Origin of the sequence: Lentzea kentuckyensis (assembly GCF_002150765.1) — a bacterium.
Classification (GTDB): domain Bacteria; phylum Actinomycetota; class Actinomycetes; order Mycobacteriales; family Pseudonocardiaceae; genus Lentzea; species Lentzea kentuckyensis.
In genome coordinates, this window is the sequence record NZ_MUYM01000036.1 from 17429 (window position 1) to 43225 (window position 25797).

The 25797-nt window shown below is 65.1% G+C and carries 31 protein-coding genes; 3 read left to right on the top strand and 28 right to left on the bottom strand.

Annotated features, from left to right (window positions below):
• Window positions 1–196: 196 nt before the first annotated feature.
• From B0F77_RS18455 to B0F77_RS18565, 24 genes are all read right to left on the bottom strand, one after another.
• Window positions 197–1009: a hypothetical protein gene (locus B0F77_RS18455; RefSeq protein ID WP_086664159.1), complete on the bottom strand. Its 813-nt coding sequence runs from the start codon at window positions 1007–1009 to the stop codon at window positions 197–199.
• Window positions 1010–1091: 82 nt separating this feature from the next.
• A complete protein-coding gene (locus tag B0F77_RS18460) occupies window positions 1092–1901 on the bottom strand; it encodes an N-6 DNA methylase (protein ID WP_158102742.1) in 810 nt (269 codons plus the stop codon).
• 353 nt (window positions 1902–2254) lie between these two features.
• Entirely contained in the window at window positions 2255–2704 is a 450-nt protein-coding gene (locus B0F77_RS18465; RefSeq protein WP_211293864.1) for a hypothetical protein, read from the bottom strand.
• A gap of 56 nt (window positions 2705–2760) precedes the next feature.
• A complete protein-coding gene (locus B0F77_RS18470) occupies window positions 2761–3363 on the bottom strand; it encodes a hypothetical protein (protein WP_086664162.1) in 603 nt (200 codons plus the stop codon).
• Between the two features lie 666 nt (window positions 3364–4029).
• Window positions 4030–4494: a DUF6355 family natural product biosynthesis protein gene (locus tag B0F77_RS50895; RefSeq protein ID WP_425435675.1), complete on the bottom strand. Its 465-nt coding sequence runs from the start codon at window positions 4492–4494 to the stop codon at window positions 4030–4032.
• Window positions 4460–7078: an AfsR/SARP family transcriptional regulator gene (locus B0F77_RS18475; RefSeq protein ID WP_086664163.1), complete on the bottom strand. Its 2619-nt coding sequence runs from the start codon at window positions 7076–7078 to the stop codon at window positions 4460–4462. Before B0F77_RS18475 ends, B0F77_RS50895 begins: the two co-directional genes overlap by 35 nt.
• The gene (locus B0F77_RS18480) at window positions 7075–7479 is read right to left on the bottom strand and encodes a hypothetical protein (protein WP_086664164.1); all 405 of its coding nucleotides are present in this window, start codon (window positions 7477–7479) and stop codon (window positions 7075–7077) included. Before B0F77_RS18480 ends, B0F77_RS18475 begins: the two co-directional genes overlap by 4 nt.
• 18 nt (window positions 7480–7497) lie before the next feature.
• A complete protein-coding gene (locus B0F77_RS18485; RefSeq protein WP_086664165.1) occupies window positions 7498–7914 on the bottom strand; it encodes a pilus assembly protein TadG-related protein in 417 nt (138 codons plus the stop codon).
• Window positions 7911–8339: a TadE/TadG family type IV pilus assembly protein gene (locus B0F77_RS18490; protein WP_086664166.1), complete on the bottom strand. Its 429-nt coding sequence runs from the start codon at window positions 8337–8339 to the stop codon at window positions 7911–7913. The genes B0F77_RS18485 and B0F77_RS18490 overlap by 4 nt, the downstream gene beginning before the upstream one ends.
• Window positions 8336–8746, bottom strand: coding sequence for a TadE/TadG family type IV pilus assembly protein (locus B0F77_RS18495; protein WP_086664167.1), 411 nt, complete (start codon window positions 8744–8746; stop codon window positions 8336–8338). The genes B0F77_RS18490 and B0F77_RS18495 overlap by 4 nt, the downstream gene beginning before the upstream one ends.
• A complete protein-coding gene (locus B0F77_RS18500; protein ID WP_086664168.1) occupies window positions 8746–8934 on the bottom strand; it encodes a hypothetical protein in 189 nt (62 codons plus the stop codon). The genes B0F77_RS18495 and B0F77_RS18500 overlap by 1 nt, the downstream gene beginning before the upstream one ends.
• Before the next feature lie 39 nt (window positions 8935–8973).
• Window positions 8974–9867, bottom strand: coding sequence for a type II secretion system F family protein (locus B0F77_RS18505; RefSeq protein ID WP_245848374.1), 894 nt, complete (start codon window positions 9865–9867; stop codon window positions 8974–8976).
• The gene (locus B0F77_RS18510; RefSeq protein ID WP_245848375.1) at window positions 9864–10562 is read right to left on the bottom strand and encodes a type II secretion system F family protein; all 699 of its coding nucleotides are present in this window, start codon (window positions 10560–10562) and stop codon (window positions 9864–9866) included. Before B0F77_RS18510 ends, B0F77_RS18505 begins: the two co-directional genes overlap by 4 nt.
• A gap of 167 nt (window positions 10563–10729) precedes the next feature.
• Window positions 10730–11959 (bottom strand): TadA family conjugal transfer-associated ATPase, encoded by a 1230-nt coding sequence (locus B0F77_RS18515; RefSeq protein ID WP_245848378.1) that lies wholly within the window; start codon window positions 11957–11959, stop codon window positions 10730–10732.
• 149 nt (window positions 11960–12108) lie between these two features.
• Entirely contained in the window at window positions 12109–12894 is a 786-nt protein-coding gene (locus B0F77_RS18520; protein WP_086664170.1) for a CpaE/TadZ family protein, read from the bottom strand.
• On the bottom strand, window positions 12894–13442 hold the full coding sequence (locus B0F77_RS18525) for an SAF domain-containing protein (protein WP_158102744.1): 549 nt from the start codon (window positions 13440–13442) through the stop codon (window positions 12894–12896). The genes B0F77_RS18520 and B0F77_RS18525 overlap by 1 nt, the downstream gene beginning before the upstream one ends.
• A 219-nt stretch (window positions 13443–13661) precedes the next feature.
• Window positions 13662–14504, bottom strand: a complete 843-nt coding sequence (locus tag B0F77_RS18530; RefSeq protein WP_245848380.1) for a hypothetical protein — start codon at window positions 14502–14504, stop codon at window positions 13662–13664.
• 3 nt (window positions 14505–14507) lie between these two features.
• Window positions 14508–15026, bottom strand: coding sequence for a hypothetical protein (locus tag B0F77_RS18535; RefSeq protein ID WP_245848382.1), 519 nt, complete (start codon window positions 15024–15026; stop codon window positions 14508–14510).
• A 237-nt stretch (window positions 15027–15263) separates the two neighbouring features.
• Entirely contained in the window at window positions 15264–15905 is a 642-nt protein-coding gene (locus tag B0F77_RS18540) for an A24 family peptidase (protein WP_143466801.1), read from the bottom strand.
• A gap of 248 nt (window positions 15906–16153) precedes the next feature.
• A complete protein-coding gene (locus tag B0F77_RS18545) occupies window positions 16154–16987 on the bottom strand; it encodes an SDR family NAD(P)-dependent oxidoreductase (protein WP_158102745.1) in 834 nt (277 codons plus the stop codon).
• A gap of 49 nt (window positions 16988–17036) precedes the next feature.
• Entirely contained in the window at window positions 17037–18050 is a 1014-nt protein-coding gene (locus B0F77_RS18550; RefSeq protein ID WP_158102746.1) for a GAF domain-containing protein, read from the bottom strand.
• Between the two features lie 145 nt (window positions 18051–18195).
• Complete coding sequence (locus tag B0F77_RS18555) at window positions 18196–18882, bottom strand: DUF5753 domain-containing protein (protein WP_143466802.1); 687 nt, start codon at window positions 18880–18882, stop codon at window positions 18196–18198.
• A 153-nt stretch (window positions 18883–19035) separates the two neighbouring features.
• On the bottom strand, window positions 19036–19431 hold the full coding sequence (locus tag B0F77_RS18560; protein ID WP_143466803.1) for a hypothetical protein: 396 nt from the start codon (window positions 19429–19431) through the stop codon (window positions 19036–19038).
• Complete coding sequence (locus B0F77_RS18565; RefSeq protein ID WP_086664178.1) at window positions 19424–20311, bottom strand: DUF5753 domain-containing protein; 888 nt, start codon at window positions 20309–20311, stop codon at window positions 19424–19426. The genes B0F77_RS18560 and B0F77_RS18565 overlap by 8 nt, the downstream gene beginning before the upstream one ends.
• A gap of 227 nt (window positions 20312–20538) precedes the next feature.
• Between B0F77_RS18565 and B0F77_RS47210 the strand changes: the two genes are divergently transcribed.
• The 3 genes from B0F77_RS47210 to B0F77_RS18580 all read left to right on the top strand — a co-directional run bounded on the left by B0F77_RS47210 (window position 20539) and on the right by B0F77_RS18580 (window position 22495).
• Window positions 20539–21063: a hypothetical protein gene (locus B0F77_RS47210; RefSeq protein ID WP_143466804.1), complete on the top strand. Its 525-nt coding sequence runs from the start codon at window positions 20539–20541 to the stop codon at window positions 21061–21063.
• Window positions 21064–21364: 301 nt separating this feature from the next.
• Complete coding sequence (locus B0F77_RS18575; protein ID WP_086664180.1) at window positions 21365–22225, top strand: helix-turn-helix domain-containing protein; 861 nt, start codon at window positions 21365–21367, stop codon at window positions 22223–22225.
• 39 nt (window positions 22226–22264) lie between these two features.
• Window positions 22265–22495 (top strand): DUF397 domain-containing protein, encoded by a 231-nt coding sequence (locus B0F77_RS18580; RefSeq protein WP_086664181.1) that lies wholly within the window; start codon window positions 22265–22267, stop codon window positions 22493–22495.
• A gap of 59 nt (window positions 22496–22554) precedes the next feature.
• Here the strand turns inward: B0F77_RS18580 and B0F77_RS18585 are convergent, their stop codons facing one another.
• From B0F77_RS18585 to B0F77_RS18600, 4 genes are all read right to left on the bottom strand, one after another.
• The gene (locus B0F77_RS18585; RefSeq protein ID WP_086664182.1) at window positions 22555–23043 is read right to left on the bottom strand and encodes an NUDIX hydrolase; all 489 of its coding nucleotides are present in this window, start codon (window positions 23041–23043) and stop codon (window positions 22555–22557) included.
• A gap of 61 nt (window positions 23044–23104) precedes the next feature.
• Window positions 23105–23947, bottom strand: a complete 843-nt coding sequence (locus B0F77_RS18590; RefSeq protein ID WP_086664183.1) for an endonuclease/exonuclease/phosphatase family protein — start codon at window positions 23945–23947, stop codon at window positions 23105–23107.
• A complete protein-coding gene (gene tmk / locus B0F77_RS18595) occupies window positions 23938–24591 on the bottom strand; it encodes a dTMP kinase (protein ID WP_086664184.1) in 654 nt (217 codons plus the stop codon). Before tmk ends, B0F77_RS18590 begins: the two co-directional genes overlap by 10 nt.
• Entirely contained in the window at window positions 24588–25712 is a 1125-nt protein-coding gene (locus B0F77_RS18600) for a radical SAM protein (protein ID WP_086664272.1), read from the bottom strand. The genes tmk and B0F77_RS18600 overlap by 4 nt, the downstream gene beginning before the upstream one ends.
• Window positions 25713–25797: the final 85 nt, after the last annotated feature.

Genomic DNA, 25797 nt, shown 5'->3' on the forward strand with positions numbered 1-25797 from the left:
GTGCCGTCTCGCTTGCCCTGGCATTGTGCTCGCCTCATCTCGAATATCACCTACCAGCCGAGTCGAGGCTAATCCGTTCACCGACAAAAGCAGCCACGGGCCGGACGTTGATCGCGTTCACGCGTCCTTAAGCACTCTGGTGACGCACTCACATGCCGCTGACCGGTGACGTCGGCCCACCGCCACGCACAACTCGTCACCACTTGCTGTGCTCGCGCAACCACCTGGCCTCAACCTTAGGAGCCAGTTCCTCACGGAGATCGTCCTCAGTTCGACCGTGCTTCGCCGCGAGCGCGACCAGGATGAGCCTTGCGTCCTCCTGGTATTCAGCGATCGTGTCGCGGTGGTACGCCACGTTCCGCTTGGCCAGGTACCTGGCATAGCTGAGGAGTCCTGTGTAGGAGCGGCGAGCAGAGAACTCGGTCGCGATCGCTCCGCCATGCTTGGTGCGCAGAGGAGTTCCATCAGGCGCCGTGATCGCCTTAGCGGCCTTGACCTTCGCGCGCTCGGCCTTCTCCGCGATCCGCGCGAGCTGCTCCGGGGTCTTGATCTGGCTGGGTCGGTTGCGCACTTCCACAGGCGCGCTCGGGTAGCACTCGGTGCACGCGGTTTTGCCCGCCAGCTCGACGATCTCCGTTTCATCATGCCCAGACAGGTGTGTCAGCCAAGCGAACTTCGTGGTGTCGAAACAGGTCCTGCACTCCATGGTGCGGTGCACATGGCCGCCAGCGTTGAGGACGAGCCATGCGCGAGTCCATCCGCCCCGGCGGTCGAACTCATCCTCCAGCGGCCCGGCAGCCACCTTGCACTCCATGACGGTCTGAGAAGCGCTCTCAATCTGGGGTTCCAGGCCCGCCGCGAGATCGGCCGCGTGGGCTTCCAGCCAGTCCTGGCGACGCTTCGTGAGCATGCGGACCGTGTGCTCCGCCTTTGCGCGCTCAGTGTTCAGACGGTCGAGTTCGGCGTCGATCTCGGTCGGGTTCGCGGTGGTCAGGTCTTCAATGGCCATGATCGGTCACCTCAACTTGGTTGTGTCACACGCATGCCGCGTGGACGAGGACAAACGGAAGGTTGATGAAGTACGTGCGCGGTCATCCGCCAGCGGGCCGTTCGGTGATCCGAATCAGCTCAGCCATGCAACGAATTGCGTTGGCGAGTTCCATAGGCTCGCGGCGTTCGGCGACAGCACGCGGCATCCACTCGTCGGTGAGGCCGCTGCCGACGCCGAGCACGACTTTGTTCCCGAGGCCCCACAAGACCGCGTTGACTGCGAGACACGCCACCGCGAGCTCGTCCACGTCAACCGCCCACCACTCCACAGTGGAGGGATCACGGTCGAGCTCGCGCATGGCTTCAGCCGCAGCACGAAGGAGGGCACCCGTTCCCGCCGTCGGTTCAAGTACGCGCTCGCCCTCGCTGGGCACACCGACCATGCGAGCCATCGCCTCCGCGACGCACGCCGGTGTGTAGAACTGCCCGCGCGCACTCTTCGCGGTGCGCGAGCGGAGCACTTCGAGCAGGGCGCCGAACAAGTCTGTCTCACGTCGCCGGTCAGTTCCGGTGAGGTGGAGCTGTCCCGCGCGTAGTGCGGCATCCGCCACGCTCTTGGCTGCCGAGACCACCTGATCGCCGAGACGCGATTCGCTGTGCCACAACGAGATCAGCGGCCATGCTCGGTTGAGGAGATCTGGTCTCGCCTTTACGAAGATCGCCCACTGCATACGAGCAAAGTCCGAGAAGTCGCTAGCCGACAACGAAAGGAGGTAACGCACCACGTCGTCGCGCTCGTCGTCCGGCGGAGCCAGGAACGCCAGCGCGCCGACGACTGATACAGGGACTTCGAGTCGTCCTGAGCCATGGGCACGGTGCCAGGTCTCGTCAACTGCTTCCGCGATCTTCACCGCGTGTTGGTGCGGATCTGCGGGCACACACCCAGCCTGCGATTGCTTTTGTGAACACATGACAGCGCTCCGGGCCGCAACGGGCCGAAAGATCGAGTTGCTCATCCAGGAGCGGCACGCCGGAGAAGGCCGGTGCGGGCCGACGGGGCACCTCACGGTGGAGGTGTCGCACCCCCGCCGGCCACCACACAAACCCGCCTGCGAACAGGAGGGCATCCGTAGCGTAGCCCCGTTCTGAACTCCGCGTTCGTGCCGCATGCAGCGGTGACGTGCCGTCCGTCGGCACTTCCGCATAGTGGGGCGAACGGCGCTCCGAAGACTGCGAGACCTTGCGGAGCGCCGCTCGGCCGAAGTCAGCCGACGACGAACGCGCCAGGATGCAGCGCCGTCAACTTCCTGTGCGGGCTGGACTCACCGGGGTGCGGGACCTGCAGCACCAGACGGCCCGCAAGATCACCGCCCGCGTCATCCGGCACTCGTCGCACGGTGAAACAGAACGCTCCACGCGGGTCACCGACGCTGATCGACACGGTGACGGAGTCGTCAACCTCGTCCGCGTCGATCGTCGCGGAGTTCACCCACGACAACGGAGCTCGTTCCGGTACGTGCGCAGTTGGCTCGTCACCGTCCGGGGAGCACATCGCCTCGCCGGACTCAGTTTCGTAGCCGCTGGCCGTCTCGACGATGTCCTCACCGCACCGGGTGCAGTGGTAGCCGGAGTCCGTTTCCCAAGGGAATTCAAGAGAGACAGTCACCGAGTCGTCCTCGACGAACCGCAGTTGGTCCTGATCGACAGAGAGCATGGCAGACATGGCACACCTCACACTGAGGGAAGAACGAGGGTTCGGGAGTCGGCTACTCAGGCCGTGAAGCGGAGCGACTTGCGGCACTGCGGGCATGCGATGTACGCGCGCTCGCAATCACCGAAGGGCACTCGCGCTTGACCGCTGATCGTCGGGGCGCCGTCGAACAGCCCTCCGTTGACGCAGTGCAGCCGGTAACCGTCGCAGGTCTCCCACTGATGGCCGTTCGCGCAGCAACCGACCGCGTGCGCGTAGTCCGCCCAGCAGACCGCGTCGGTGGTGGTGTCGCGGTAGACCTCGGGTTGGCCGTAGAGACCCCCGTCACCGCTCATCGTCACCATCAGGTCGCCCAGCTCACCGCCGGCCGAGAACACCAGGAAGCCGAGATCATCCGAGAGGATGTTCTCCACGTTGCAGGTGTTGTGCGCCCAGAACAGCCCGTCACCGTAGAGGCCGACCGGGTCTTCCCCGGTGCACTCCTTTGCCCAGAGCACCAGCACACGTGCTGTCGGATCCCGGTGCCCTCTCTCATCCATCCACTCGCGAAGCTCGTTCGTGAGCTCTCCGCAGAGTTCCGCGCGCTCGGCGATCCACTCAGCGGTATCAACGCTGAGCCAACCATCGCCGTTGCTCCACGCGGTGACCATGACATCAGCCATGACGACCACTCCTGGCGGTTATTGGGTTTGTGTGGTTGCGAGATATGCGGGGTGCGAACCCATCTCGCCATACATCAAAGATAGCATCGAACCAATCGGGACACAATGGATTCCCGTGCGAATTTCCATGATTCTTTAGCGCTTCGCGAGTGATCACGATGTGCAGGATTCGGGCATTCAAGGCCGGGCATGAGACAACCGGAGTACAAATAAAGCACGCCAGACCAGGTCACCTATTGAGCGAAATGCAGTAAATAGGAGATGCGTCAATGCAGGGCTTTCTGATGCGAAGGCCAGCCACCCACAAGGTAGATGGAAACGAGGACCACCGCCGCGCCGGTCGACTGCTCAACTGCCTGCCGGCTACCGAGTCGGGCGTCACACAGGTAGCCATCACACCACTGCTGACCAGCGGATTCACGTAACCAAAGGGGCTTCTGCCCTAGAAGGCACCTGGCCAGGAAGGTGACACAGACTCTTCATGGAGCGATCCAAAGATGCGGCGCTTTCGTAGCCAAGCCACGAAAGCACCGCATCCAACGAAAATCAAGAAAGTACGTGTACGTCGACCCGCGATCCGACCGGAGTCTTCCATGAAGGATATGGGCACCCGAAACGTCTACAGTGTCGCATGACCCATCTTTGTCTGCACGCAGTATATATCTATCAGACCCTAGGTTGCGACAACGAGCACCATTCCCCGCCGGGCGGTCCGCTGAGATTCGGAGGAGTAGAGACGTAGTAGGCGTTGACGACCACGTGTGCGCCGTCGCGATAAAAGGGAACCTGATACCAAGGAGGCACGCACGATGTCCCAGTATTCCCTGTGTCCCAGTGGAACTTGATGAGGATGAAGTTGCCGGCGCAGTGGAAGTAGCGACCGGTGAGTTCGCCAACGGGTTGAGGCAGCGGGACGAAGCCGCAGCCCGGCGGTGGCCAGATTCTCGTAGCCGCAGCCGCGTTCGGAGTGGCGGCCGCAGCGCAGGCGACCAGCATGGCCGCGGCGCTGAGCACGCTGCCGAGTCGTCGGTTCATGAGATGGCTCCAATCTCGGAGTTGGTTGATACAGCTGGAAACCTGGAGGACCGACGTCAGCTCACGACGCCGCTGCGCGGCCGGAGGAACCGACATGAGGTCCACTGCGGCGCTGGAGGAGCGCGGCGATGGCCTGGGTGTCAGGGCTGGGTTCTTCGTCGATTTCGCCGAGCGTGGCTGTCAGCAGGGCGAGCGTCCGAGGAACGGCGGCGAGCTGTCCGAGCTGAGCCTGGGTGCTCATGATCTGGCGGTAGACGCCCTCGTTGTAAGGATCGAGCTGGCGCGCCCGCTCAAGGAGGACGAGCACTCTCTGCGGGTCCGCATCGCCGTACTCGTTGATCAGCGCGCTGAGTGCGTCCAGGACGTCGCGCCGCGCGGACTCGCGAAACGGCTCGATCCATGGCGAGAGAACGTCTTCAGCGAGATCTCCGGCGTAGAGGTCAACAGCACGCTGGAGGCACGACTTCCGGTCGGCACCGGTCACCGCTACGTTCCCAAGCAGCTGTTGCAGCTTCCAGAAGTCCACCTCGACGAACTCGCGGTTCAGTTGGTAACGGCCATCGCTGTTCACAACGAAGTTCGCCATGGGGCCGCTGGTGGCATCGGCGACCACGCGTCGAAGCACCGACAACGTGTTGTGAAACGAGTTGTACGGCCGCGGCGGCCTGCTGCCGGGCCACACCGCCTCGTTCAGGACCTCTCGCCGGACGCCCTGCGGATGGAGCGCCAGGTGAACCAGCACCTCGCGCTGCTTCGGGGTGAGCAGGCCGCTGAGATCGACAGCCTCGGACCCACCTGGCGCGAACACGAATTGAAAGCGACCGAAGACCTCCACGGTCAGGCGAGATGACACCGCAGCGGGTGCCGAATCCGCGGTTGCAGCATCGGCAACGGTGCTCGCTCGCGGCTCGGGGAGCCTTGCGTCCGGTATCGAACGGACATCGTCGTTAACGCCGTCAGATCCTCTTTGAACTTCAGCCTCGCGGAGGACGGCGAGAAGGTCCGCGGCGTCGGCGGCGGGCAGGTTGAACAGCCTCGCGCCGGAGAGTTCGTCTCCAAGGCCAGGGCTGGTCGCGCTTACCGTTCCGTCGGCCCGAACGATGACCGTCGCGCCCGGACGCCATTGGCCTAGAAGGATGCCGGCAAGGCCGAGAGCAGATCCGTTGTCGAGCACAGCTTGTAGCCGACGCGCGGTGTGTCCGACGGAGCGAGCGACGAGGACCACGGCGTCCGATGCCCTCAAATGCTCGTCGAGGGCTTGCCGGGCACGGGTGAGCAGGAGCGCCTCCATCTCGTCGAGCGCGGCGTCCAGCGAGGCAACGACCTCAACGGTGTGTGGCAGGCTCTGGGCCTCTACCTCACCGAAGACCAGGTGGAGATCGTCAGCCGGCACGAGCACGCGACAGGTGGCGTCCGTCTCTTGCGCAGTGAGCAGGTGCAGGAGGAGCGCTCGCGCAGCCGCAGCGGCGCCAGCCCCGGACAAGCCGAGGCCGCGCGTGCTGGCGAGGTCCACCGCGAACTCGCGCCCGCGTCTCGTGCCTGCCGCCGCAGCTAGCCGTGACGGCTTGCTCGGCTCCAGCACACCCTCCGCGGTCAACTGAACATTCGGCCGGCGTGGGCCGAAGTGAACGAACTCGGTTTCATCGCTCTGCCGGTCCTGCGTGGTCTCGTGCCCAACACGCAACGCCTGAACCACGGGAGCAACCGGGCGATGGAGGTCGGACCGCTTGCCGCTGCCGATCCGGTACCGGCACCTGCGCCGCATCTGCATCGCCACTACGGCGGCCGATATCGCTCCCGCAAGACCAAGGCTCACGTATACACCGGTCATCAGATTCAGGCCTGGCTCACTCAGATCTTCGCGAGGTTCGGCCACTTCCTCCGACGGGGCAGGATTCGGGGGCGTGGGCCGCACTTCAGTCAGCGGTGGCGCTTCAGCTGGCTCCGGAACGTAGGCGGCGATCTGCCAGCCCGGCCGCACGAGGTCGGGATTGGAGAGAGAACGGCCATCTGCCTGTTCAACTCCGCGGTTGAGCTGGTAGAGCTCAGGCCACCGATCACCACCGCCAGGTCCGTAGATCCGTTCGGCGATCCGCCACAAGCTGTCGTAGATCCCGTTGTGCGGTAGGCGGACTTCATCGACAACACGCACGAGACCGGGCGGGGCGGGTGCTGCACGGTCTACGACCAAAGCAAGGGCCGCAGGGTGTTCCGCGGCGCCAGGAGTCAAAGGCGCAACCGCAACGGCGGCAGTCGGCTCGTGCGCGCGGTTACCAGCTGCAGGCGCGGCAAAGGCCCGATTGCTCAGCAAGGTCAGCACCACGGCGCCGATGAGCGTGGCTGTCAGCGCCTGGAACGGTCCGCGCCCTTGACATGGTGTCCAAGCGATTCCGCGCGCGACGTCGACGACGGAGCGCAGCACGGACAAGACGAAGAAGAACCATGCGATCCAGCAGACGATCGCCAGCGCGTCGATGAAGAACTGGCCGCCCATCGGACTGAGCAGCGCTACCCGAACCTCGTCCCAGGTCGGCACATGGTCAGGAAGCGGCCAGCCAACGAAATGCACCAGCCCCCACGGAAGACCCGCCGTCAGCGCCGAAAGGACACCTAAAGCCAGCAGACCTCGCGCTGCTCCAACGCCGACCGACAGCGCCGAGCGGCGATCCGCCCCAGTCATGGCGTGCCTATTTCCTTCTCAGCAAAGGATTCTTCCGCTGTGGAACCCTCGTGTGTTTGCGGCTCGGGAGTATCCAGGGTTCGGTTACGTCCCCTGCGGCCCGGTGGTGAGCCAGCGCCGCTCTTCCTGCGCCTTCCGCGGGAGCTCTTGCGCGAGTCGAGGATCTGCGCCAGATCAGCCGCAGATACGCCGGTGAACTTGGCCAGCTCGTCCACCGTGATCACATCGCCGCTCTCGACGATGGCATCACCGATCTGCTGATCGATGTCTGCAAGTCGTTGAACCACTGCGACGCGTTCATGCGCGAGTTCACCAACGAGCTGGGCGGCCTTGGTCCGTCGTGCACTGCGGGCCGCGTCAGCGTCCTCCACGCGCCGCGCGATGTCGTCGATCGTCGTCATCTCCGGATTTCCTTCCTGCTAAGAGATTCCGCGTTGCGGCTGCGCTTCACCGCGTCCCGTCACCGTGATCGTGTCGACCGCAACCAATCCAAGGAGCTGCGTTCGTTGGTTGATCGTCACGCTGACGTTGACGGTGTTGCCGCTAACGGAGACCGAGCCGGTGTGGTGCGCGGCAGCGAGGTAGTTGTGCGCGGCGGCGACGGCCCGATCCGGCTGCAGCCTCAAGGTGCCGTTAGCTCGGTAGGCAGTCAGGTCGATCTCCTGCGCGCCGGCCCGAGCTGCTTCCTGCGCCTGCCCCATCGCGCGAACCTTGGCGGCCAGCGCGAGTCCACCGTCGAGTACGAGCCCTCCGAACGCCAGCACCGCGGTCGCGGTGATCACCACGTACGCGCTGACGCGACCGTGCTGATCACGCAGCCGCTCTGACAGGTTCATGGCCGAACTCCTCGCCATAGATCGACGACCGAGGAGAAACTGCTGCTGAGGGTGCGACTTCCGGGAACGCCGAGCGCTGTTAGGTCCTGGAGGCCGACAACGCACGAGACGGTCACGGTCACCGTGGCGCCAGGCCGAAGATCGCCGGAGTCCACGAGCACCGACAGCGACTGGCAGGTGATGCCCGCGGCGTCGAGTGCTGCCTCGGCGGTGGCAAGGGCCGCAGCGCTCGCTTGCGCCGGAGTCCGGGCCGCGGTCGCCGCGCGAACGGCCTGATGCGCTACGTCGCTGATCCGCACTTGCGTCGTCGCCAGACGCCCGCAGAGGACCACGAACAACAGCAGGAGAACTATCAACGGTGCGACCAACGCCAGCTCGGCCGCAGCTGAGCCTCGGTCATCGCGCAGTACCTGGGTCAACTTCATGGCGACACCGCCGATGAAAACTTCTCGACGGGACCGACGGCTTCGGCACGAACCGCGAGGGTGACGAACGGAATCACGCTGACCGCCTTTCCTCGAACCTGCACGGATGCTTGATCAGCGCCGCGTTGTGCTCGTACGGATGACTCGCGAAGCGGTCCCCTGCCGAGCTGTGCGAGCACCTGCTGCCCTGCCGCAGTGCCGGCTCCCGCACTTCCACCGGAAACACGGGCCGCGGACAGCGCTTGGGCGGCAGCGGCTTGAGCGATATGCGCCGCGTGCATGTACAGCGCGAACTGCACGATCGACAGGAACAGCAAGAACAGCACCGGCATGACGATCATGAGCTCGGCTGTACCGCTCCCCCTCTGGTCGCGGCAAACGCGTCGAATGAGCCGAAGCATCGCCATCACTCGATCGGAATGCTCTGTGCCTTCTGGATGATCTTGGCGACGATGAAGGCGACCGCCGTGATCGTCGCGGACACCAGCAACGCGGTGCCGACAACGAACTCGGTCGAGTAGCCGCGGTCGTCACGGCGGATCTTCTCCAGACCGGCCTGGACGTAGACGACGAGAAACTGAACCTCGATGAACATCGACCTCTCCTAACTGCCATAACTGGGTACGCGGGCCGGTCAGAGCCCTCCGAGCACGTTTGCCACTGCAGGGAAACCGATGAAGATCAGGAAGCCGGCGCAAAGCACCACCACGGGGACGCTCATCCGTTCCGTGGCGGCCTGTGCCGCGCTTTCGGCGAGGGTCAGCTCCCGCGTTCGGAGTGCGGTGGCTTTCGCGGCGAGGCTGGCGCGAACGCGAGCGCCCTCAGTGCCCGCGAGACTTACCGAGGCGGCGAGCTCGGTCAGCGGCTGCACGCCCAGCTCCACACCGAGCTGACGCAGGGCGGACCACGGGGTGCTTCGGGTGAGCCTCGATGTGACGAGAGCGTGGCGAAGCTGGTCGAAAGCCCATCCCTTGCCGACGCTGACCGCGTACTTCAGTGCGCCGTCAACTCCGGCTCCACCAGCCAACAGGACACGAATCAGGTTGAGGTAGGCGGACAAGGCGTGCCGGAACGTCGAGCGGCGCCGTTCAGCCTCTCGGCGGACGTTAATGTCTGGGACGAAGAAGCCACCGACGCCGGACAGAACGCTGGCCGCGAGCAAGATCTCCCAGGTGAGACCGGCATCAGCAACGACAAGCACGAGTTGTACGAGCGGAGGCACCAGCATCCCGGTCAAAGTAAGGACTGCCTTCTCCGCAAGGTGGTGGTCGACGCTCTTGCCGATGACCGCGAGGTCATCCCGGAGCGACTTGCTCGGCATGCCAATAGAACCCAGGGTGCCGACGAACGGCCTCCCCACGCTCAAAGCCCAGCCCGCCGAGTTCGCGGTGAGTATCGGAGCCGACGGAGGATCGGCCTGCAGCTGGTCCACCAGGGCGCGCAGCGACGGTCGCGGAGGGAAGGCGTACACCGCGAGCATCCACAGCCCAATGCCCAGACCGATTCCCCAGAACGCCGTGGTGATCACCGTGTCGCTCCCTGGTCCGTGCTCAGGTCGGTGAGGAACCGCTCGGGCTCGCGGAACCGCGCGATCCTGGTCAACCACGCGAACGCCGTCACGAACAGCGCTCCGACGAGCAGCAGCACGACCTGGCCGAACACCGAGTCGAACGGACTGAGGTAATCGCGGTTGAAGACCACCAAGCCGGCAGCGAACAAGAGGGTGGTGATCACGATTACTCGCACGCTGGTCCGCGAACGAGCTCGCCCGGCGTCGACCCGCATCCGCATCGTCGCTTGTTCGCGTGCTTCGACGGCGAGCTCGCCGAGCAAGTCCGCGAGTTGTCGCGCCTGATGCTCGGAAGCCAGCATCAGCGCCGAGACGACCAGGTCCGCAATGGGGTCTTGAAGCTGGTCGGCGAGGTCGCGAAGTACCGACCCGAGGCGCTCACCGCGTTCCAGCCTCACCGCAAGCTCGGTGACCTCGTCGCGGATCGGTTCCGGGCAGGTTGAGGCGGTGGCGAGGATGGCCTGTTCCAGACCGGCCGCGGCTACGAGCGTGTCGCGCAGCATCTCTGTCCAGCTGGCGATCGCCTCGATGCGTTCGACCTGACGCTGGTGGCCGACGTTCGATCCCAGTATCCGCGGGAGCCCCAGCACCGCGAGCAGGCTCAGGACGCCGCCCACCACCCAGCCGGTGAACATGCCGACTCCGAGCCCCACGAGCACTGCAAATGCAGCATGACCAAGGTGCCTCTGGTCGAGCCTCAGGGCGGGTACGTCTCGCCGACGTGGCTTCGTCTCGGTGACGGGTCGTCCACGCCAGCCAGCGATGACAAGCAGAACACCGGCAGCCAAACCGGCCCCGAGCAGTCCGAAGAGCAAGGTGGTCATGGCCTCCACCACCCGTCACTCCGGTCGCAGAGGTCGGGGTCGTAGCCCGCTTCGACGAGCAGGTCGACAGTGTCGGTCCGAAGGGGTGCGGCTGGAACAGCGCGCCGGTCCGGGCCAGGGCGCCAGCACTCGTTGCTGATGACCTGTGCGCCCTCGGCCCCGACCACCTCTCTCACCGACGACACGACGCGCTTGCTGGCGTCGTCGCGCGGTTTGTCCAGGTGGACGACGAAGTGCAACGCCGAGGCGACCAGGAGGTTGGTCGCCTCGATCGGCAACCGCTCAGGTCCCTGCACGGCGTACGCGGCGAGCTTGGTGAACGCGCCCTGACTGGAGCTGGAGTGCAAGGTGCCCATGGAGCCGTCGTTGCCCATGGACATCGCGTTGGTCAACGGGATGACCTCCGGGCCGCGAACCTCTCCGACGATCACTCTGTCCGGGCTCATCCGCAACGACTGCCAGACGAGGTCCGACATCGAGATTCCGCCTTGGCCCTCGATGTTCGGCTCTCGGGCCTGCAAGGGCACCACATCCGGATGAAGGTCGGTGTCCTCGTCCAGCCCGAGCTCGAAGACGTCCTCGATGGTGACGAGCCGCTCCCAGCACGGAATGGCCGAGGCAAGTCCGCGGAGCATCGTGGTCTTACCGATCGAGGTGCCGCCGGTGACCAGCACGTTGCGCTTAGCTCGAACGACGGCTGCCAGAAAGCTCTCCAGAGCCAGATCGATGCTGCCGAGCTCGCGAAGCTGCGCCAGGTTCACCCTGGAGAAGCGGTGACGACGAATCGACACGGACGGCCGCGTCGTCACGGCCATGACCGCGGACACGCGCTCGCCGCCGGGCAGCTGGAAGTTCACGATCGGCGAGCCACGGTCGAACCTGCGTTCCTCCACACCCGATCGGGCCGCGAGGTCGCGGATCAGCTCGACGAGCTCGGTGTCCGAACCGACGACAGGTGGCAGGCGCCTGCGAGTTCCGTCGGCGCAGCGGATGAACACGCGGTCGCCGTTGATGTTGATGTTCTCGATGTCGTGATCAGCCAGCAGCGGTTCGAGGCCGGCCAAGCCGAAGACCTCGTCGAGGACCTGCTTGATCAGTCGCTGCTCGACGTCCGGAGTGACCAGCATCCCGCCGTCCGCCGTGTTGTGGAGCTCGGCACGAGCGTGTGCTTCCGCGGCGTCGGTGAGTATCGCTTCGGCCAGACGCTGTCGCTGCTGCGCGTTCATCGGCGGTCGTTCAGCGGCCTCATCGCTCCGAATGCGCTGACCGAGCTGTTCTGACAGCGAGCTGCGCAAGTGTTGGCGCAACCGGTCAACCGCCGCTGCCTCTCCAGCCGCCTTGTACGGCAGCTCTGCCGGGCCTGCCAAGGCGCGAGTCATGACCCCGCTCCGTTCTGGCGCGGCTGACCGACCGAAGCGAGCTGGGGCTGCGAGCTGGCCTCCGGCGCAGACGCGATCAAACTCGCGCGAAGGCTGAGCGCGAGCTTGGCCGCTGCCCTACCCAGCGCCGACCTGTTCGGCCCGCTCCGGCTCGCTCCTTGGCCGGACAGGGATTCCGCGCCCTTTACGTCGTGAGGAATGTGTGCCATGACCGGGATGCGCAGCTCATGCGACACGTAGCCGACGCGGTGGCCGTGGCCCACCAAGACAAAACAGGGGCGTTGGGACCATCGCTGTGCAGCTTCCAGCTTGAGGGCAACGTGGGCGAGCTCGTCGTCGCGCGGACGTGCAACGAGCAACATCGCGTCCGCGCTGCGGATGATCGACAACGCCGGAGAGTCCGGGTCCACCCGGCCGCAGTCGGCGATCACGGCGGTGTCCGCCCGATCGCCGGCACGGCGCAAGGGTGACGACGGGCCGGTAGCCAACAAACCCAGTGCTGCACGGGCTTGCTCCGCTTGGACCGGTCCAGGCAGCACCCGCAACCCGTCTGGAAGGAACTGAGCGTGGTGCGCCAGCTGGTCCGCGCGGAAGCGGGTTGAAGCAGCCAGCCGAACCAACGTCAGCTCGGAGCTCAACCGGAATCGGGTCATCAGGTCGCCCCCAGCGGGGTCGGCCTCCACCACCACCGGAACCTCCGGCCCCGGCCACCGCGCACCCAGCGCCACCGCAAGAGTGGTGACACCTGGAGAACTCTTCAACGAGCAGACGGCGATGAGCATCAGCGGTTCCCTCCCGCGATCGCGAGCAGGCTCAGCTGGCCTGCTGGTGCCGACGACAACGCGCGACCATCCGATTCGGACATGCGCAACGAGACGACCGTGGTCTGCTCGTTCGCGCGCCCGGAGACGCCGAGTACCACCGCGGTCCAGGACTTGGGTGTCGACTCCGCCGACGTTCCCTGTCCAGGAGTGAGCAGAACGGCGACGGTCGTGCCCGGCGAGAGCTCCGGTGGGAACTGCCCCGGCTTGAGGCCAACGGCCGCGATCGCTTTGCCCTGCTCAGGAACTTGAGGAGCGCCGAGCACCGAACGTGTGACGAGCGAACCTTGGGGCAGGCTGAACGCGAGAGGCTGCCCGACGACCGTTGAGGCGGCCGACGCGACGATCACGTCCATCTCCGAGCCCGCCGCCAGTGCGACCTGGCGAAGGTCTTGGGCCGCAAGGACTTGGCCGGCCGCCACTGGACGGGCGAGCGCGAGGACGCTGTCTCTGTCTCCCAGTTCAGTCGCGAGAACCGCGCCCCCGACGCCGCAAGCGGGGACCAGCATGAGCCCCAGCAGAAGATGCGGAACGCGCCGACGACGGTTGCTCCATCGCGTCGGTGGTTTGCCGTCGCGCGACGTCCATCGAAGAGACGAGTTGGACTGCGGTTTCGTGTTGATCAGATCGCTGTTCGCGGTCATCACGGCCCCCTTTAGGCATGACTTCATCGCGGCACGTCGGTTCAGCTGTTCGACGTGCCTGGATCTAACGGATGTGTTGAGCGATCAGCCGGTGGTAATTCCTTGGCTCTCGGCGACCCGGAACGCGGCTGAAGCGTTGGTCGACAAGTTCGGGAAAGTCCCGCTCTGCCCCGCGCCGGACCAAGTCACCGTCCACTGCACGGTGGCGGTCACGGGGAAGGTCTCGGCTGGGTGCCCTGCCGACGAGGACTTGTACGTGTGCCCGCAGTCGGGCGATGTGCCCTTCGGGTCGCCGTCAGCCGGGAACGAGGTGCCCGCGCCGATGCAGGTGACCGAACTGCCGTCCCCCATGGACCAGATCACCGAGGTGGGTCTTGCTGTGGCGGTCACGGATACTCCGGGAACGGACGCCGTGGCCGAGACGTCAGTCCAGCTGCTGCGATCCAACCACATCCAGGTGGGCAGGTTGACCAGCTGGTCTCCAGCAGGGTTCGCCATGATCCTCGGCGTGGGCAGCCGCAGCTGCCTGCGGGCGATCTGCGCTACCTGCTCAGGTGTGAGAGGTGGTGGGGCGGCGGCCCCAGCGGGAACCCAGATCGGGCCGCGGGAGTCCGGATCCTTTCCGTCGGGCGAGCACAGCAACATGAACCAGCCGCCGGGTTCCTTCGGCGTTTCCTGGCCGGGCCCTGGCCCAGCAGGCACGTACCGACAACCGAAGCGGCCGTCGTCGTTCTGCTCCGTGCCGTTGACCGGGCGCTGACCGCTGGTCGTCGAATCGTCCGGGCGCGTCCCCGCCGATACCTCGCACAACGGGGAAGGCTCCTGACCACAGGTCGTCACGCCCCACGCGTCATCCGCCACAGCCGCCGGCGACGCTGCGAAGAAGCCCGTTGTCATCAGCGCCACAACAACAGTTGTTCGTCTCATCGCTCAACAACTCCCGACCTCGTGAACCCCGTAGTCGGAGACCTTCCACGTGCCGTCCGGCTGCTTCTCGACCGCGGCCTTGATGAGTCGCCGGCCACCGGGCACATCGTCCGCGAGCATGCCGTTGTCCTTGCGGTACTTGAGCCAGTTCGTCGAGTCGCCGCAGTCGGTGATCGTGATCTTCCGCGGATCACCGGCAGGATCTGCGGCCGACACCTTCGGATCGAGGACAGGCTTTCCCTTGCTGACCAATCCTTTCTCCCGGTCCGACTGCAGGCTCCGTTTCAGCTTCTCCAGCGCGGCACCGGCCGCGTGCTGCCCAAGCAGCGGAGAAGCCGCGTCCGCAGTGGTCCCTACGACGGAGAAGGCATCCCACATCCCTCGATACGCATCGATCGCGTCGGTGCGGGCTGAGTCGGCAGGCCGCACAGCGGAAGTCGTCTCAGGCGACGATGCGCCAGGCGCCTGAGCGCACGCACCCACCAGGAGCGCGCTTCCGACAAGCAGCAGCGTCTTCTTCATCGAGGCCTCCAAACTGGGAAGGTGAACGGTGGTGCCGAGGTGGCCCCGCTTGGGGGCGTAGGGGCCACCTCGACCGGCGCGCCCGGTGTGAAACTGACTTCCGGGCGAAGTTCGTCGGCGAGTGCGAGCTGCACGATCAACACGAAGAGTGCAACAGCGCGATGCAGTGCTCGTGGCGCCTCGTAGGCGATGACAGGATCCGTTTCCCTGAGCGGAAGGCACATCACGCAACCTCCCTCAGCCTTGCAACATCAGGCAGACAGCTCCGGCAAGGAGCGCTGGCCCGAGTGCGACTGGATCGTGACGACCGATTCGTCTCAGGATGAGCAACGTCGGCGTGACGAGCCCAGCAAGCATCAGACCTGTTATCAGTCCTAAAGCGACGCATAGCCAGCCGCGCGAGCCCAGGAAGAGAGCCAATGTCGTGGCGAGCGTGACGTCGCCGAACCCCAACTCGGCGCCAAGCCTCAGATAGAGGAGCAATCCGACTCCGAACACCACAGCTGAGGCGAGGCCGGCACGAACCAGCAACTCGACATCGCGCAGGGCAAACGCCATGAAGCTGAGCTGGATCAGGCCACCGGCGAACAGCGTGCCCACGACGTGGTGCGGCAGCTTGTGGCACGTCCAGTCGACGAGCGCGAGCACGAGGCCGACGATCACCAACCACGCAACGAGCGCGGCCGATCGAGGAGCCATCAAAGCTGCACACGCCAGCGCAGAACCCAGAAGCGCGCTCGCTGCAAGGGAAACCGTCCAGCCAGCAGAGGCGAGGAGGCGCCACGACAGCAGCTCGTGCCGCGCGATCGAGAAGCTGTAGAGCACCACCAGCGGTCCCGTAGCCAGGCCCAGCACCGAGTAGGACAGCACCATGAACATCGCGCCCTCCAGCAAGCGAATGTCCGACCGGCCGGATCCGCGCAGGCGAGCGCGACAGAGCGCTGAGAAGCGTCAAAAGATGGTTGCTGGTAGCTGATGGTCGCCGAGACATGTCGATCCCCGATCGCGTTCGAGGCCAGCCCACGGCTGCCTCACCACTGCGGTTTCAGGGATCAGCTCGATAGCGACAAAGCCAACCCAATCGGAATACTCCGATTGGCCTAGAGTAGACAGTGACGCCAATCACGTCAACCGGATCGCCTCCGCCGACGCCCGAGCAACCGCCCGACAGCCGGAACCAGGCCCTGGTAGTGCCCGCCGATAAGGCGCTCTAGGACGGCCACAAGACGCGCGTCCGCACCGACGAAGACCCGCGCACGACGGCGTTCAACTCCACTTAGGACGATCGTCGCGGCCTCTTCAGGTTCAGTGCGTGCGACACGCTTCTCGAAGCCTTGGACCACGGCGTCACGGTTCTCACCGCTCGCGAAACTTCCATTGCGGACGATCGAGGTCCGGACGCCCCCAGGGAACACGCACGTCACCGAGACGCCGGTGCCAGCGAGCTCCTGCCGCAGTGACTCGCTGAAGCCGCGGACAGCGAACTTCGACGAGTTGTACGCGCTGTACTTCGGAGTCGCCACCAGACCGTATGCGCTGGAGAACGTCACGATGCGGCCGTCCTTCGAGTGGGTGACAGCCGAAAGGTGCGCCTTGACGGTGTACATCAGCCCTCGCCAGTTCACCGCCATCACGCGTTCGATGTCCGCGATGTCCGAGTCGAGCAGGCTGCCGCGATGAATGGTCCCGGCGGCCGCGAACACGGAGTCGACGCCGCCCAGCTCGGCGTTGGCCGCGGCCGCGGCAGCCTGCATGCCGTCCCAGTCAGTCACATCGACGACTTGCGCGAGCACCTGCGCTCCGATCGCCTCGCAGCTGCGGGCCGCTTCCTCAAGACCGTCGGCATCGTGATCAAGCAGTGAAAGCCGAGCGCCACGGCGCGCGAGCTCCACCGCCAACGCCCGCCCGATGCCCGCACCAGCACCGGTGATGACCGCAACCTTGCCCTCGAAGCAGCTCAAGACCCAGCACCTTCCCCGCGGCCGGCCAACTGAGTCGACCTTCCCACGTTCAGGGCAGGGTGAGGGTGACAAGCGCTGCGGTGGTGTGTTGATCCAACGCCATGAGCGCCGCGGAGATGGCCACCTTCATCCAGCTTCCGTCCTCGGCGCGAAGCCTCAGAACACCACCTGTCCGCCCGCTCGACACCAGTTCCTTCGACAACCCGACCGCGCTGCGCAGATCCTCGCGGTGGATGGCTGGACGGTGCGGTGCGCCGAGCGTCCAGGCGACTCCGGGCATGGGGTTGTCGAGCCACTTCAGCAGCCTCATCGTGTGCAGGTCGACGATCGCCCGCCAACGTCCCGGCGTGGCCTCAGCCGCGAGGACCTGTTGCGCGAGCAGGACCGGCGTGGGCGGCGGAGCGGCCGGAACGCTCTCGGCAGGCCCTATGTCGTGGGTGATTCCGCGGACGATGAGCTCGACGCGGCCATTGGGCGTCTTCACCTCGACGCACCGGCATGCGAAATGCACACCCCGCCGCTCGCCGTCGTCCCGGTTGACGGTCCACGTAGCGAGGTGCTCCGCGCCCTCCTTCGCGTTGACGATGAGGGCCAGCGCCTTCGCCTCGTCCGCGTTCGTCGTCAGCCGCTGATAGGCGAAGAGCTCAGCGAGGTCGTGCTCGTTCCGCCATTTGTCGGCTCTGGTTCCGTAGAGCCTCAGCAGATCGTCAGACCTGCTGCTGACGTGCCGGGTGAGGTTGATGTGCCACGCGCCCGCGGGGTCCCGCGGCGGCGGATCCTCGTCCAGCGGTCCGACCCACAGGTAGACGCCGTGGACCAGACCGCCGTACGCGAGCAAAGGGTGACCGATAACGCGCCGCCTGCCAGTGGTCGTTCGAGCTTCGACCGACTGCCGGCTTTCAATCACGCGTGCGGTCACGCCCAGTGCGTCGGCAAGGAACGGTCCTCGTCCTAGAACCGACCGAAGCGGAACCATGTTCTTCGGGTTGCTTCCAACAGCCAGCACCGTCGGTTCGCACCGACTGCCGCCGAAGGTCTCGACCAACAACCAGTCAGCCGCCATCGCTCCGTCCCCCCGGTCGAAGATTGGCCTGCTCAGGCAGGCTAACTCCACCGAGGGCGCCGCGCTTGGAGCTTCTCCAAGACGCCGAGGGCGAGGTGCTCAAATCATTCAGTCGAGTGAATTCTTTGGTCGGCTCTGCGGTACATCACAAAGTCGAAGCTGCGCCTGCGATGAGTTCCATCGACTCGCCGTCGCTGAGCGCGAGGTCCTGCAACGCCATGAACCGCTGCGACACCTGCTCGATCTTGGAAGGTTCCTCCACGTACTCGCACCGCAGGAAGGTCTCGAGATAGACGACGTCGTCGTGCTGGCGGTGCGGGAAGCTCAACCAGGTGAAAGGGCAGGCCATCGCCGGAGACGCCTGTGGAACGATCCGAAGGCTCACGTACGGCTGCTCACTCACCTCCATGAGACGAAGCAGTTGCGCCTTCATCAGCCGCGGCCCACCCACGACCTGCCGCAACACCGCCTCCGGGAACACCGCCTCGACCGCCAGCGGATCGTTGCCCTCCGACCTCGATGCCCACGACTCCCGCACACGAGCCGTCACCGAGGCCTTCACCGGGTCGTCTCCGTACGTCGCTGCATCCGTGTAGCCGACGAGCTGGAACACGCTCGGCACCGTGTCCGTGGTGAACGTTCGGAGGAACGTTGCATCAGCTACGAGCTGGGGGAAGTCCTCCGCCGGGTCGAAGATCTCCGGCTCCGGTCGGGTGGCTGTCCTGAGCTCGGCAGCACGTTGGGATTGGGACAGCACGAACTGCCACTCGAGTGTGGGCACTTTGTAGACGTATCCCAGCGCCATGACGTCGAGTGGTGCGGAGGGCTGCATCGCGTTCTCCATCATGGACAACTTGGCGCTGCTGAACCCCACGCGACCGCCGGCTTCGGTGAGGCTGAGATCAAGCGCGTTGCGCCAACGGGCGAGCTTCCGCCCGACGGCTCGTTCAAGCGCTGTAGCCCTGAAGTCCTTAGGCATGAGGAGCTAGCCGTCGCACGGCTCATCCGACGCAGGAACGGCGGAGACGTACAGCCCAGCCTTGAGTGCGTCCTCCCGCCGCTGCATCAGCCGCACCTGGTCGAGGAGCATGACGCCAAGGATCATCAGAACCACAAAGAGAGCGCACTCCACCCAGTTCCGTGACGTGGCCGCCCAGAGAAATCCGGCTGTCCCACCAACCACGAACACGGCGAGGATCACGAGGGCCGACGACAGAGGTAGGTACCTCGGTCCGAAGCCAGTCCGTCGGTCGACCTCGTTTTGGACCGCTCGCCACAGCCTGCGGTCTTGATGGCGCCCCTTCTCGATCGCATCGCTCAGCTGCGTCGCCACAGCCTGCACGGCGGCGGCTTCCAACACGCGTGTTCCAACCTCAGTCATGGCTCGGTTCACTTTCGTACTCGGAATACTGCGAAGTGGCCTCTTGGAGGCGCACGCACCGGCGGACGATCAGATCCCTCGATTCGTCCTCGTCCAGGCTGACCTCGTCGAGCGCCCGGATGACATCCGCGTAGCCTTCGACAGCCTCCTTCGTCTCGATGAAGAGGCTGGAGTTCTCCGTCTCCGTCCACACCAACGACTGGTACTTCGGGAACGTCAGCTGAGTGAAGGGCCCCGCTATACCTGCATGTGCACCAACTGTCGAAGGCACGATCAGGATCCTGATCTTCTTCCAGTTCGACATCAGCATGAGGTGCTGCAGCTGGCCGATGTGCTCTTCTGGTTCACCGATTTGAAGATCGAGCGCGAGCTCGTGGATGTAGAAGGTGCAGTCCAGGCCACCGCTGAGCAGCTTCTGCATCTCGTGCAGCACATGCAACCGCTCCTCCATCTCGTCGGCCGACACAGTGGCGGACGCCGTCAACACCGCACGCATGTAGTCAGCTGTCCGCAGAAGCACTGGCATCGCATGCGTGTGCCAGCTGATAAGGGTTTTGGCTGCGGCGAGGTTGGCGAAGGCGGTACGCGGCCGTACCGGCGCGCACTTGCCGTGCAGCTGCCACCATCCCGACAAGTCGCGCTCCGGAAAGAGTTCGAGCAGGCGGTCACGCTCAGCGGCCTTGGCGCGGCAGACGCTCAGCAGCATCACGACTTCGAGCCGGCTAACACCGCCCTTACCGGTCACCACGTCCGAGACTTTGGCCTCCTGCCAGCTCAACACGTCGGCAATCTCTCGGGCGTTCATCCCCGAGTTGGCGATGACAGCTCGCATGCCCTCACCGAATTCACGGCCGCGCGCGGTGGAGAACCTCTTCGGCATGTCCGAATTCCTTGTACTGATAAAAAGATTGAGGGGCGGTCAACTCAGTCCACTGAGGACTCGTGAAGCCTGTGTCGTCTTGGGCTCCAGCACGTGCGGTCCCGCGTTGTCGCCGTAGCTGCTCCGACAGCGAGGTGAACCTTGATCAGCATCCGGCACGGTGCGGGGATGCGGCGCCAGAACGGTCCGCTGCGACATTTCCTGCAGCTGCCGTTCTCGTCCGGGAGATGTTCATCAACGAGCGCATGCACCGCTGCGACCAGGCCTGGGACTTCCCGCCGCATCATCGACAAAGCGGACGCGGCGTCGCCCTCAGCCGCGACTCGGGACACGAGATCGAGGTGAGCATCGAGGCGCTGCCGCAGCTCAGCGAACAAGACCAGGTTGCCCATCGCCGATCCCCTCCTGAACTAGCTCGCTCGTCGCGACTGATCGGCCACAGCCTCCGGCTGATCGACTACGGCTTGGGTCGGGCGCTGCCCCAGGGCCAGCCCCACTGCGGCGCGAAACGCAAGAAGCCCTTGCTCGGCTGCGTTCGCTTCTTTGCAGTCCAGGGCCGATGTGACGACCACAGCTGCTCGCGCAAGCACCGTGGCCTCCGCGAGGGCCAGTTCGACAATGACCCGAACCGTCTTCTTCGGCTGTGCCATCTGCACGCCTCTCGCCAAAGTCACCCATCACGGAAGCAGCGCCACAGCCCCGGTACGGCGTCGACCGTGCCGTGGCGCGCCCCGTTCGCCGGGATCGGATAGCGGCAACGCCGTGCAGCCGGAACGAGTGCCAGCAACAAACACCCAGTTCCCGGCCTGCCGCTCAGCCGGCGAACGCTCCCGAAGGGTGTGATCCGGAGATCGAGCGGCGGAGCCATGAAACTCGCATCGATATCAGTGATCATTTCTCACCCTCCTCGCCAGATGTCCCAGCTCACCTACTGATGAGCCAAGCGTATAGTCTGATATCAGAGTCTGATAATGCCCCAATCCGGTGAACGCCATCCTGCTACTCTCCGTAGCGTCTGCGTTGGGTTCGGTGACTTGTTCAGGAGGTACGTGCATGGCGTCCGTGGAGATGCCGGCCTTCATCCACAACATCCAGTGCGGCCGATTGCTCGAAGCGCTGCGCGGCGAGCGCACTCAACGCGAGATCGCGACTGCGTGCGGATGGAGTCAGCCGACTCAAGTCGATCTGGAGCGCGGTCAGAAGCTCTTCACGGCAGAGAACCTGCAGAAGCTCAAGGCTGCGCTTGGCGGGGATGCGGAGACCTGGACGCAGATCGCTTGGCACGCCGAAGTCGGATCCGTCTCGGTCCCGAAGGCTGATCTTCGGTGGAAGTTCAAGTCCGAGCCGATGCGCAAACTGGTCGACATGGAGCGCACCGCCACACTGATTCGCTGCAAGGCGAGCATGTTGCTGCCCGGAATGCTCCAGACGATCGAGTTGATGCGCTACCTCATGGAGGCCGCAGGAGTCGCCGCAGAGGAGATCGACCGGCTCATCAACCTCCGCGTTCAACGTCAGGAAGCGCTCGCGAACCCCGCTCAACGGTTCGAGTTCATCATCGACCAAGCCGCGCTCGCGCGGGTGAGTTTGATCTCAGATACCACAGGCATATGGGCCGGCCAGCTCAGGCGGCTGGCCGAAGTCGCGAAGCTTCCCAACGTGCACATCAAGTGGTTGCCGTTCAGCCACGGGTTCTACCCAGGTCAGGAAACCGACTACCACCTCGCCACATATGCGGCTGACCCCGCGCTGAACCTCGTCTACGTTGAGCGTTACGACGAGCAGGCGGTCCTGCACGAGCCGAAGATCGTCAAGAGGTACCTGGATCTGTGGGAGGCGCAGGACAAGGTCGCGCTTGGGTCGGATCAAGCAGCGAGCTTCCTTGCGTTCGTAGGCGGACCGCTGCCGTCGTGACAGTTGGTGACGGCAACAGCGGAAGGATCGGCTTACGAGATGAGCAAGCCATCAACAACGCCTGATATCGGATTCACGCCCTGGTTCAAGTCCTCCTACAGCCAGCCGAGCGAGAGCGCGTGCGTCGAGATCAGGTTCAGGGCTGGCCAAGTCGGCGTCCGCGACTCCAAGGCGCCTGACGAAGGCCGCCTGGCTTTCCGCGGAGGTGCTTGGTCCCAATTCAGGACCTGGGTGAGCGCCGGAAGCCGCTCAGACACAGCCGCATCCTGACTGCGTCGGCTCGGCCCGGTGAGTGACGGGCCGAGCCGCTCGCTCAGCCCGCCGGCCGGTCAGTCGGAAAGGTTGAGAGGCGTCGTGCTCAACGTGCCCGCCAGGAGGTCCTCAACCAACCTGGGGAGGCTGGCCGGAAGGAGTTTGGCCGTCGTCTGAACGAGTTCTGCGGCTGACCACCAGCGCCGTTCGATCAGTCCTGCTTTCTCGTTCTCGGTGGGCTGGAGCGCGACCTTCGGTGCCGTGTCGGTGATGCGGCCGAGGAAGACGTGATCAATGCGGTGATGGTCGCGTCCCTTGTAGTGGAACCGGGATTCCCTGATCCACAGCTTGCGCCCCAGCGACGGAAGAACGAGCCCGGTCTCCTCCGCCACTTCGCGGCGAGCGGCGTCGACCGGCTCCTCGCCCTCGTCCAAGCCGCCACCGGGCAGCTCCCACCAATCGTGGCCGCGGTCGTGCGGATCGCAGGCGTGAATGAGCAGCACGCGGTCCTGTGGGTCGATCAGCAGCACTCGAGCCCCGACGCGTGGGGTGAGGGTGGTGGACATCGTGCGGGAGTTCCTCGCGGTCGGCTACGTGGGCGGCAGCCTGCGCGAGTGGGGCCGGAGTTCAGAACAGAGTCGGTTCCGGCTCGTTGTGCGCGTCGACCGCCGTGGTGGGGTCCGACGTTAGCAGCGTCCTGTTCGCGCTCAGCGACAACCGGACGGCGAGTCCCGAATGATCGGTCAGCCGGGAGCCGCCCGGCGAGACTTCTCTGGTCTCGTGCAGGTATTCGCAGGCCATGAGCCGCTGGACGACCGCCGGTGAGCCGTGAGCGTGGTCGTAGCGGTAGCCGAGTTCCGGACGACGAGCCCAGCTGTGTTCGACCAGTTCGGGGTGCAGGTGCCGGAACAGGTCGGCGAGGTCGTACAGCTCGGTCAAGCTGGTGTAGAAGTCGTACTCGAACTGGGCGAACTGGCCACGGTGTGCTGGCTGATGACCGGGTTCGAGCACGTTCAGATCACCGAGCACCACCAACGACTGGTCGGACGCCGTCCGCTTCAGGGCTTCTCCGAACCTGGCGATCCACGTCTTCTTCCGGTCGGTCTTCTCCAGCGTCGAGTCGCGGGACGGCACGTACACGCCCACGACGCGAAGCGGTCCTTCATCGGTGTCGACCACGACGCCGGCAGCGCGTGCGGGCAGGTAGTCCAAGGCGTCGCCGAGAGGGTCCAGCGCAGTGGCGAGCTTGCTGACGATCATCACGCCCAGCTCGCCCGGTGCGTGCTCGGGGAAGGTGACCGAGTACCCGGCCGCAGTAAAGGCCTGAGCCAGGAACACGCTGCCCGCGGTGGCCTTGGTCTCGGTCAGCACCAGGACGTGCTCGGGGCGAGCGGCGAGCCATTCCAGCTGTCGACGAGCACGGTCGATCGACGGGGCGCCGACGTTGACGGTGAGCAGGCTCAGCTGCATACCGGGATCTTCTCCTCGAGCACTCGGTGGATCAGGGACACGATCCTCGCAGCGATCGTGGCAGCGTCGTCGGTGGTGCAATCCAGCGTCTCCACCGGCCATCCCTTGGCCTGCAGATCGACCACGGCGTGGACGTAGAGACCGGATTCCATGTCGCTGTTGTCCTCGGCGCGTTCGAAGCGACTGTGCCCGCCACGTGTTCGGAGCCGGTGGTCGATCACGGTGGGGTCGCCGTTGAGGATGACAGAGAGATCCGGGCGGTAGATGCCGTGGTTGAGCTGCCACACGGTCTCGGCGGACAGCCCGTCAAGCCCCTGCAGGACGAGCGAAGACGCGACGTAGCGGTCACAAATGACCACTTTCCCGTCGCGGAGTGCGGGCTTGATCTCGGCGTCGAGCTGGTGGTGCCGGTCCGCCGCACACAGGCAGGCCAGGGCCATGCCTCTATAGGTATCGGTGCCGTGCCGGGCGAGCTCGCCCAGCGGTGCTCGGGACGGTTGAGCTGTCGCGAGGACCGGTACGCCCGCCGCGACCAACGTGTCAGTGACCAGTTTCGCCGAAGTGGACTTGCCGACTCCACCAGGGCCATCCAGCGTGATCAGCGTTCCTGGGAGACGCCGCGGTTCGTCGAAGAAGGCGGTCATACCGGCATCAGTGGCAGCAGCCGACGTTCTCCCGCGACCTGATCAGCGGTCGTGACCGGGCACTGCTCGGCATCGACGTCGCCGATCCGGCCACCGGACGCGATCACGGCGGCCGGGCAGCCCTTGCCGCATCCTGCGTTCATCGAGCACGACGCGCACGTGTTGTTGGAGCCTGCCTGGTAACGGGCTTTGAACCGGTAGTCGTCGAGGCGTCGCGCGATGTCCGTGTCGGTGAAGATGTTCCCGACGATGAACTCGGTGTCGGCGTGCCGGGATGCGGGAGTGCGCGCGGCGAACACCAAGTACGGGCACACGGTGACCTCGCCAGGGGTGAACACGTAGATGATCGTTCCCGCTTCGCAGCCGGACAACGGCTTGCCCGTGGTGTTCGGGAAACGGATGTGCGCGATGTCGAGATCAGGGCTGTTGAACGGTTCGGTCAAAGCGTGGATCTCCTGCATGTGCAGGGTCGTCTTCGCGAGTCGCCCCTGCGACTTGACGCCGCGGCCCATGCTGCCCAGCGGGTTGAGCAGCACGTAGCGCGCACCGTTCGCGCGCGCGAACTCGCACAGCTCGACGTACTCCTCGTTCTGTGCCAATGAGTTCGGTGTGCACAACAAACCCTGCAGAATCCGAGCCGCGCCGAGCTTCTTCACGGTGGCCACGGTGACGTTGAAACTGGCTCGGTCGCCGCGGAACTTGCCGTGCGAGTCGGAGGCGAATCCGTCGAGCGACACGTTGCAGTGCACGCCCTGATCGGCGAGGTCACTGATCTCGAAGTCGCTCAGTGTGGTGGCGTTCGTGCAGATTCCGACGTCCATGTCGGCGGCGCGGAACGCGCGCACGATGGCCATGAAGTCGGGGTGGATCGTGGGTTCTCCGCCGGTGAGAGTGATTCGCTGAACTCGTGCCTCGCTCAGCTGTGGGATCACCTTGCCGACGATCTCCGTCAGCGGCATCTGCTTACCAGCGCGGGTCGCGGATACGAAGCAGTGAGCGCAGTGGAGGTTGCAGTCCTCGTTGATCTGCACCAAGGCTTTGCGATGCGGACTATCCACTGTGGTCCGGAAGTAGCAGGAGGCGGCGCGCGCCTCTTCGGCGATGCTGCGAGCACTAGTCATCGTGAACCTCCACGTCCACGGCACGCGGTTCGCCAATGCCGCCGATGATCGAGTGCCGGATCAAGCACCCCCGAATAGATGTTCG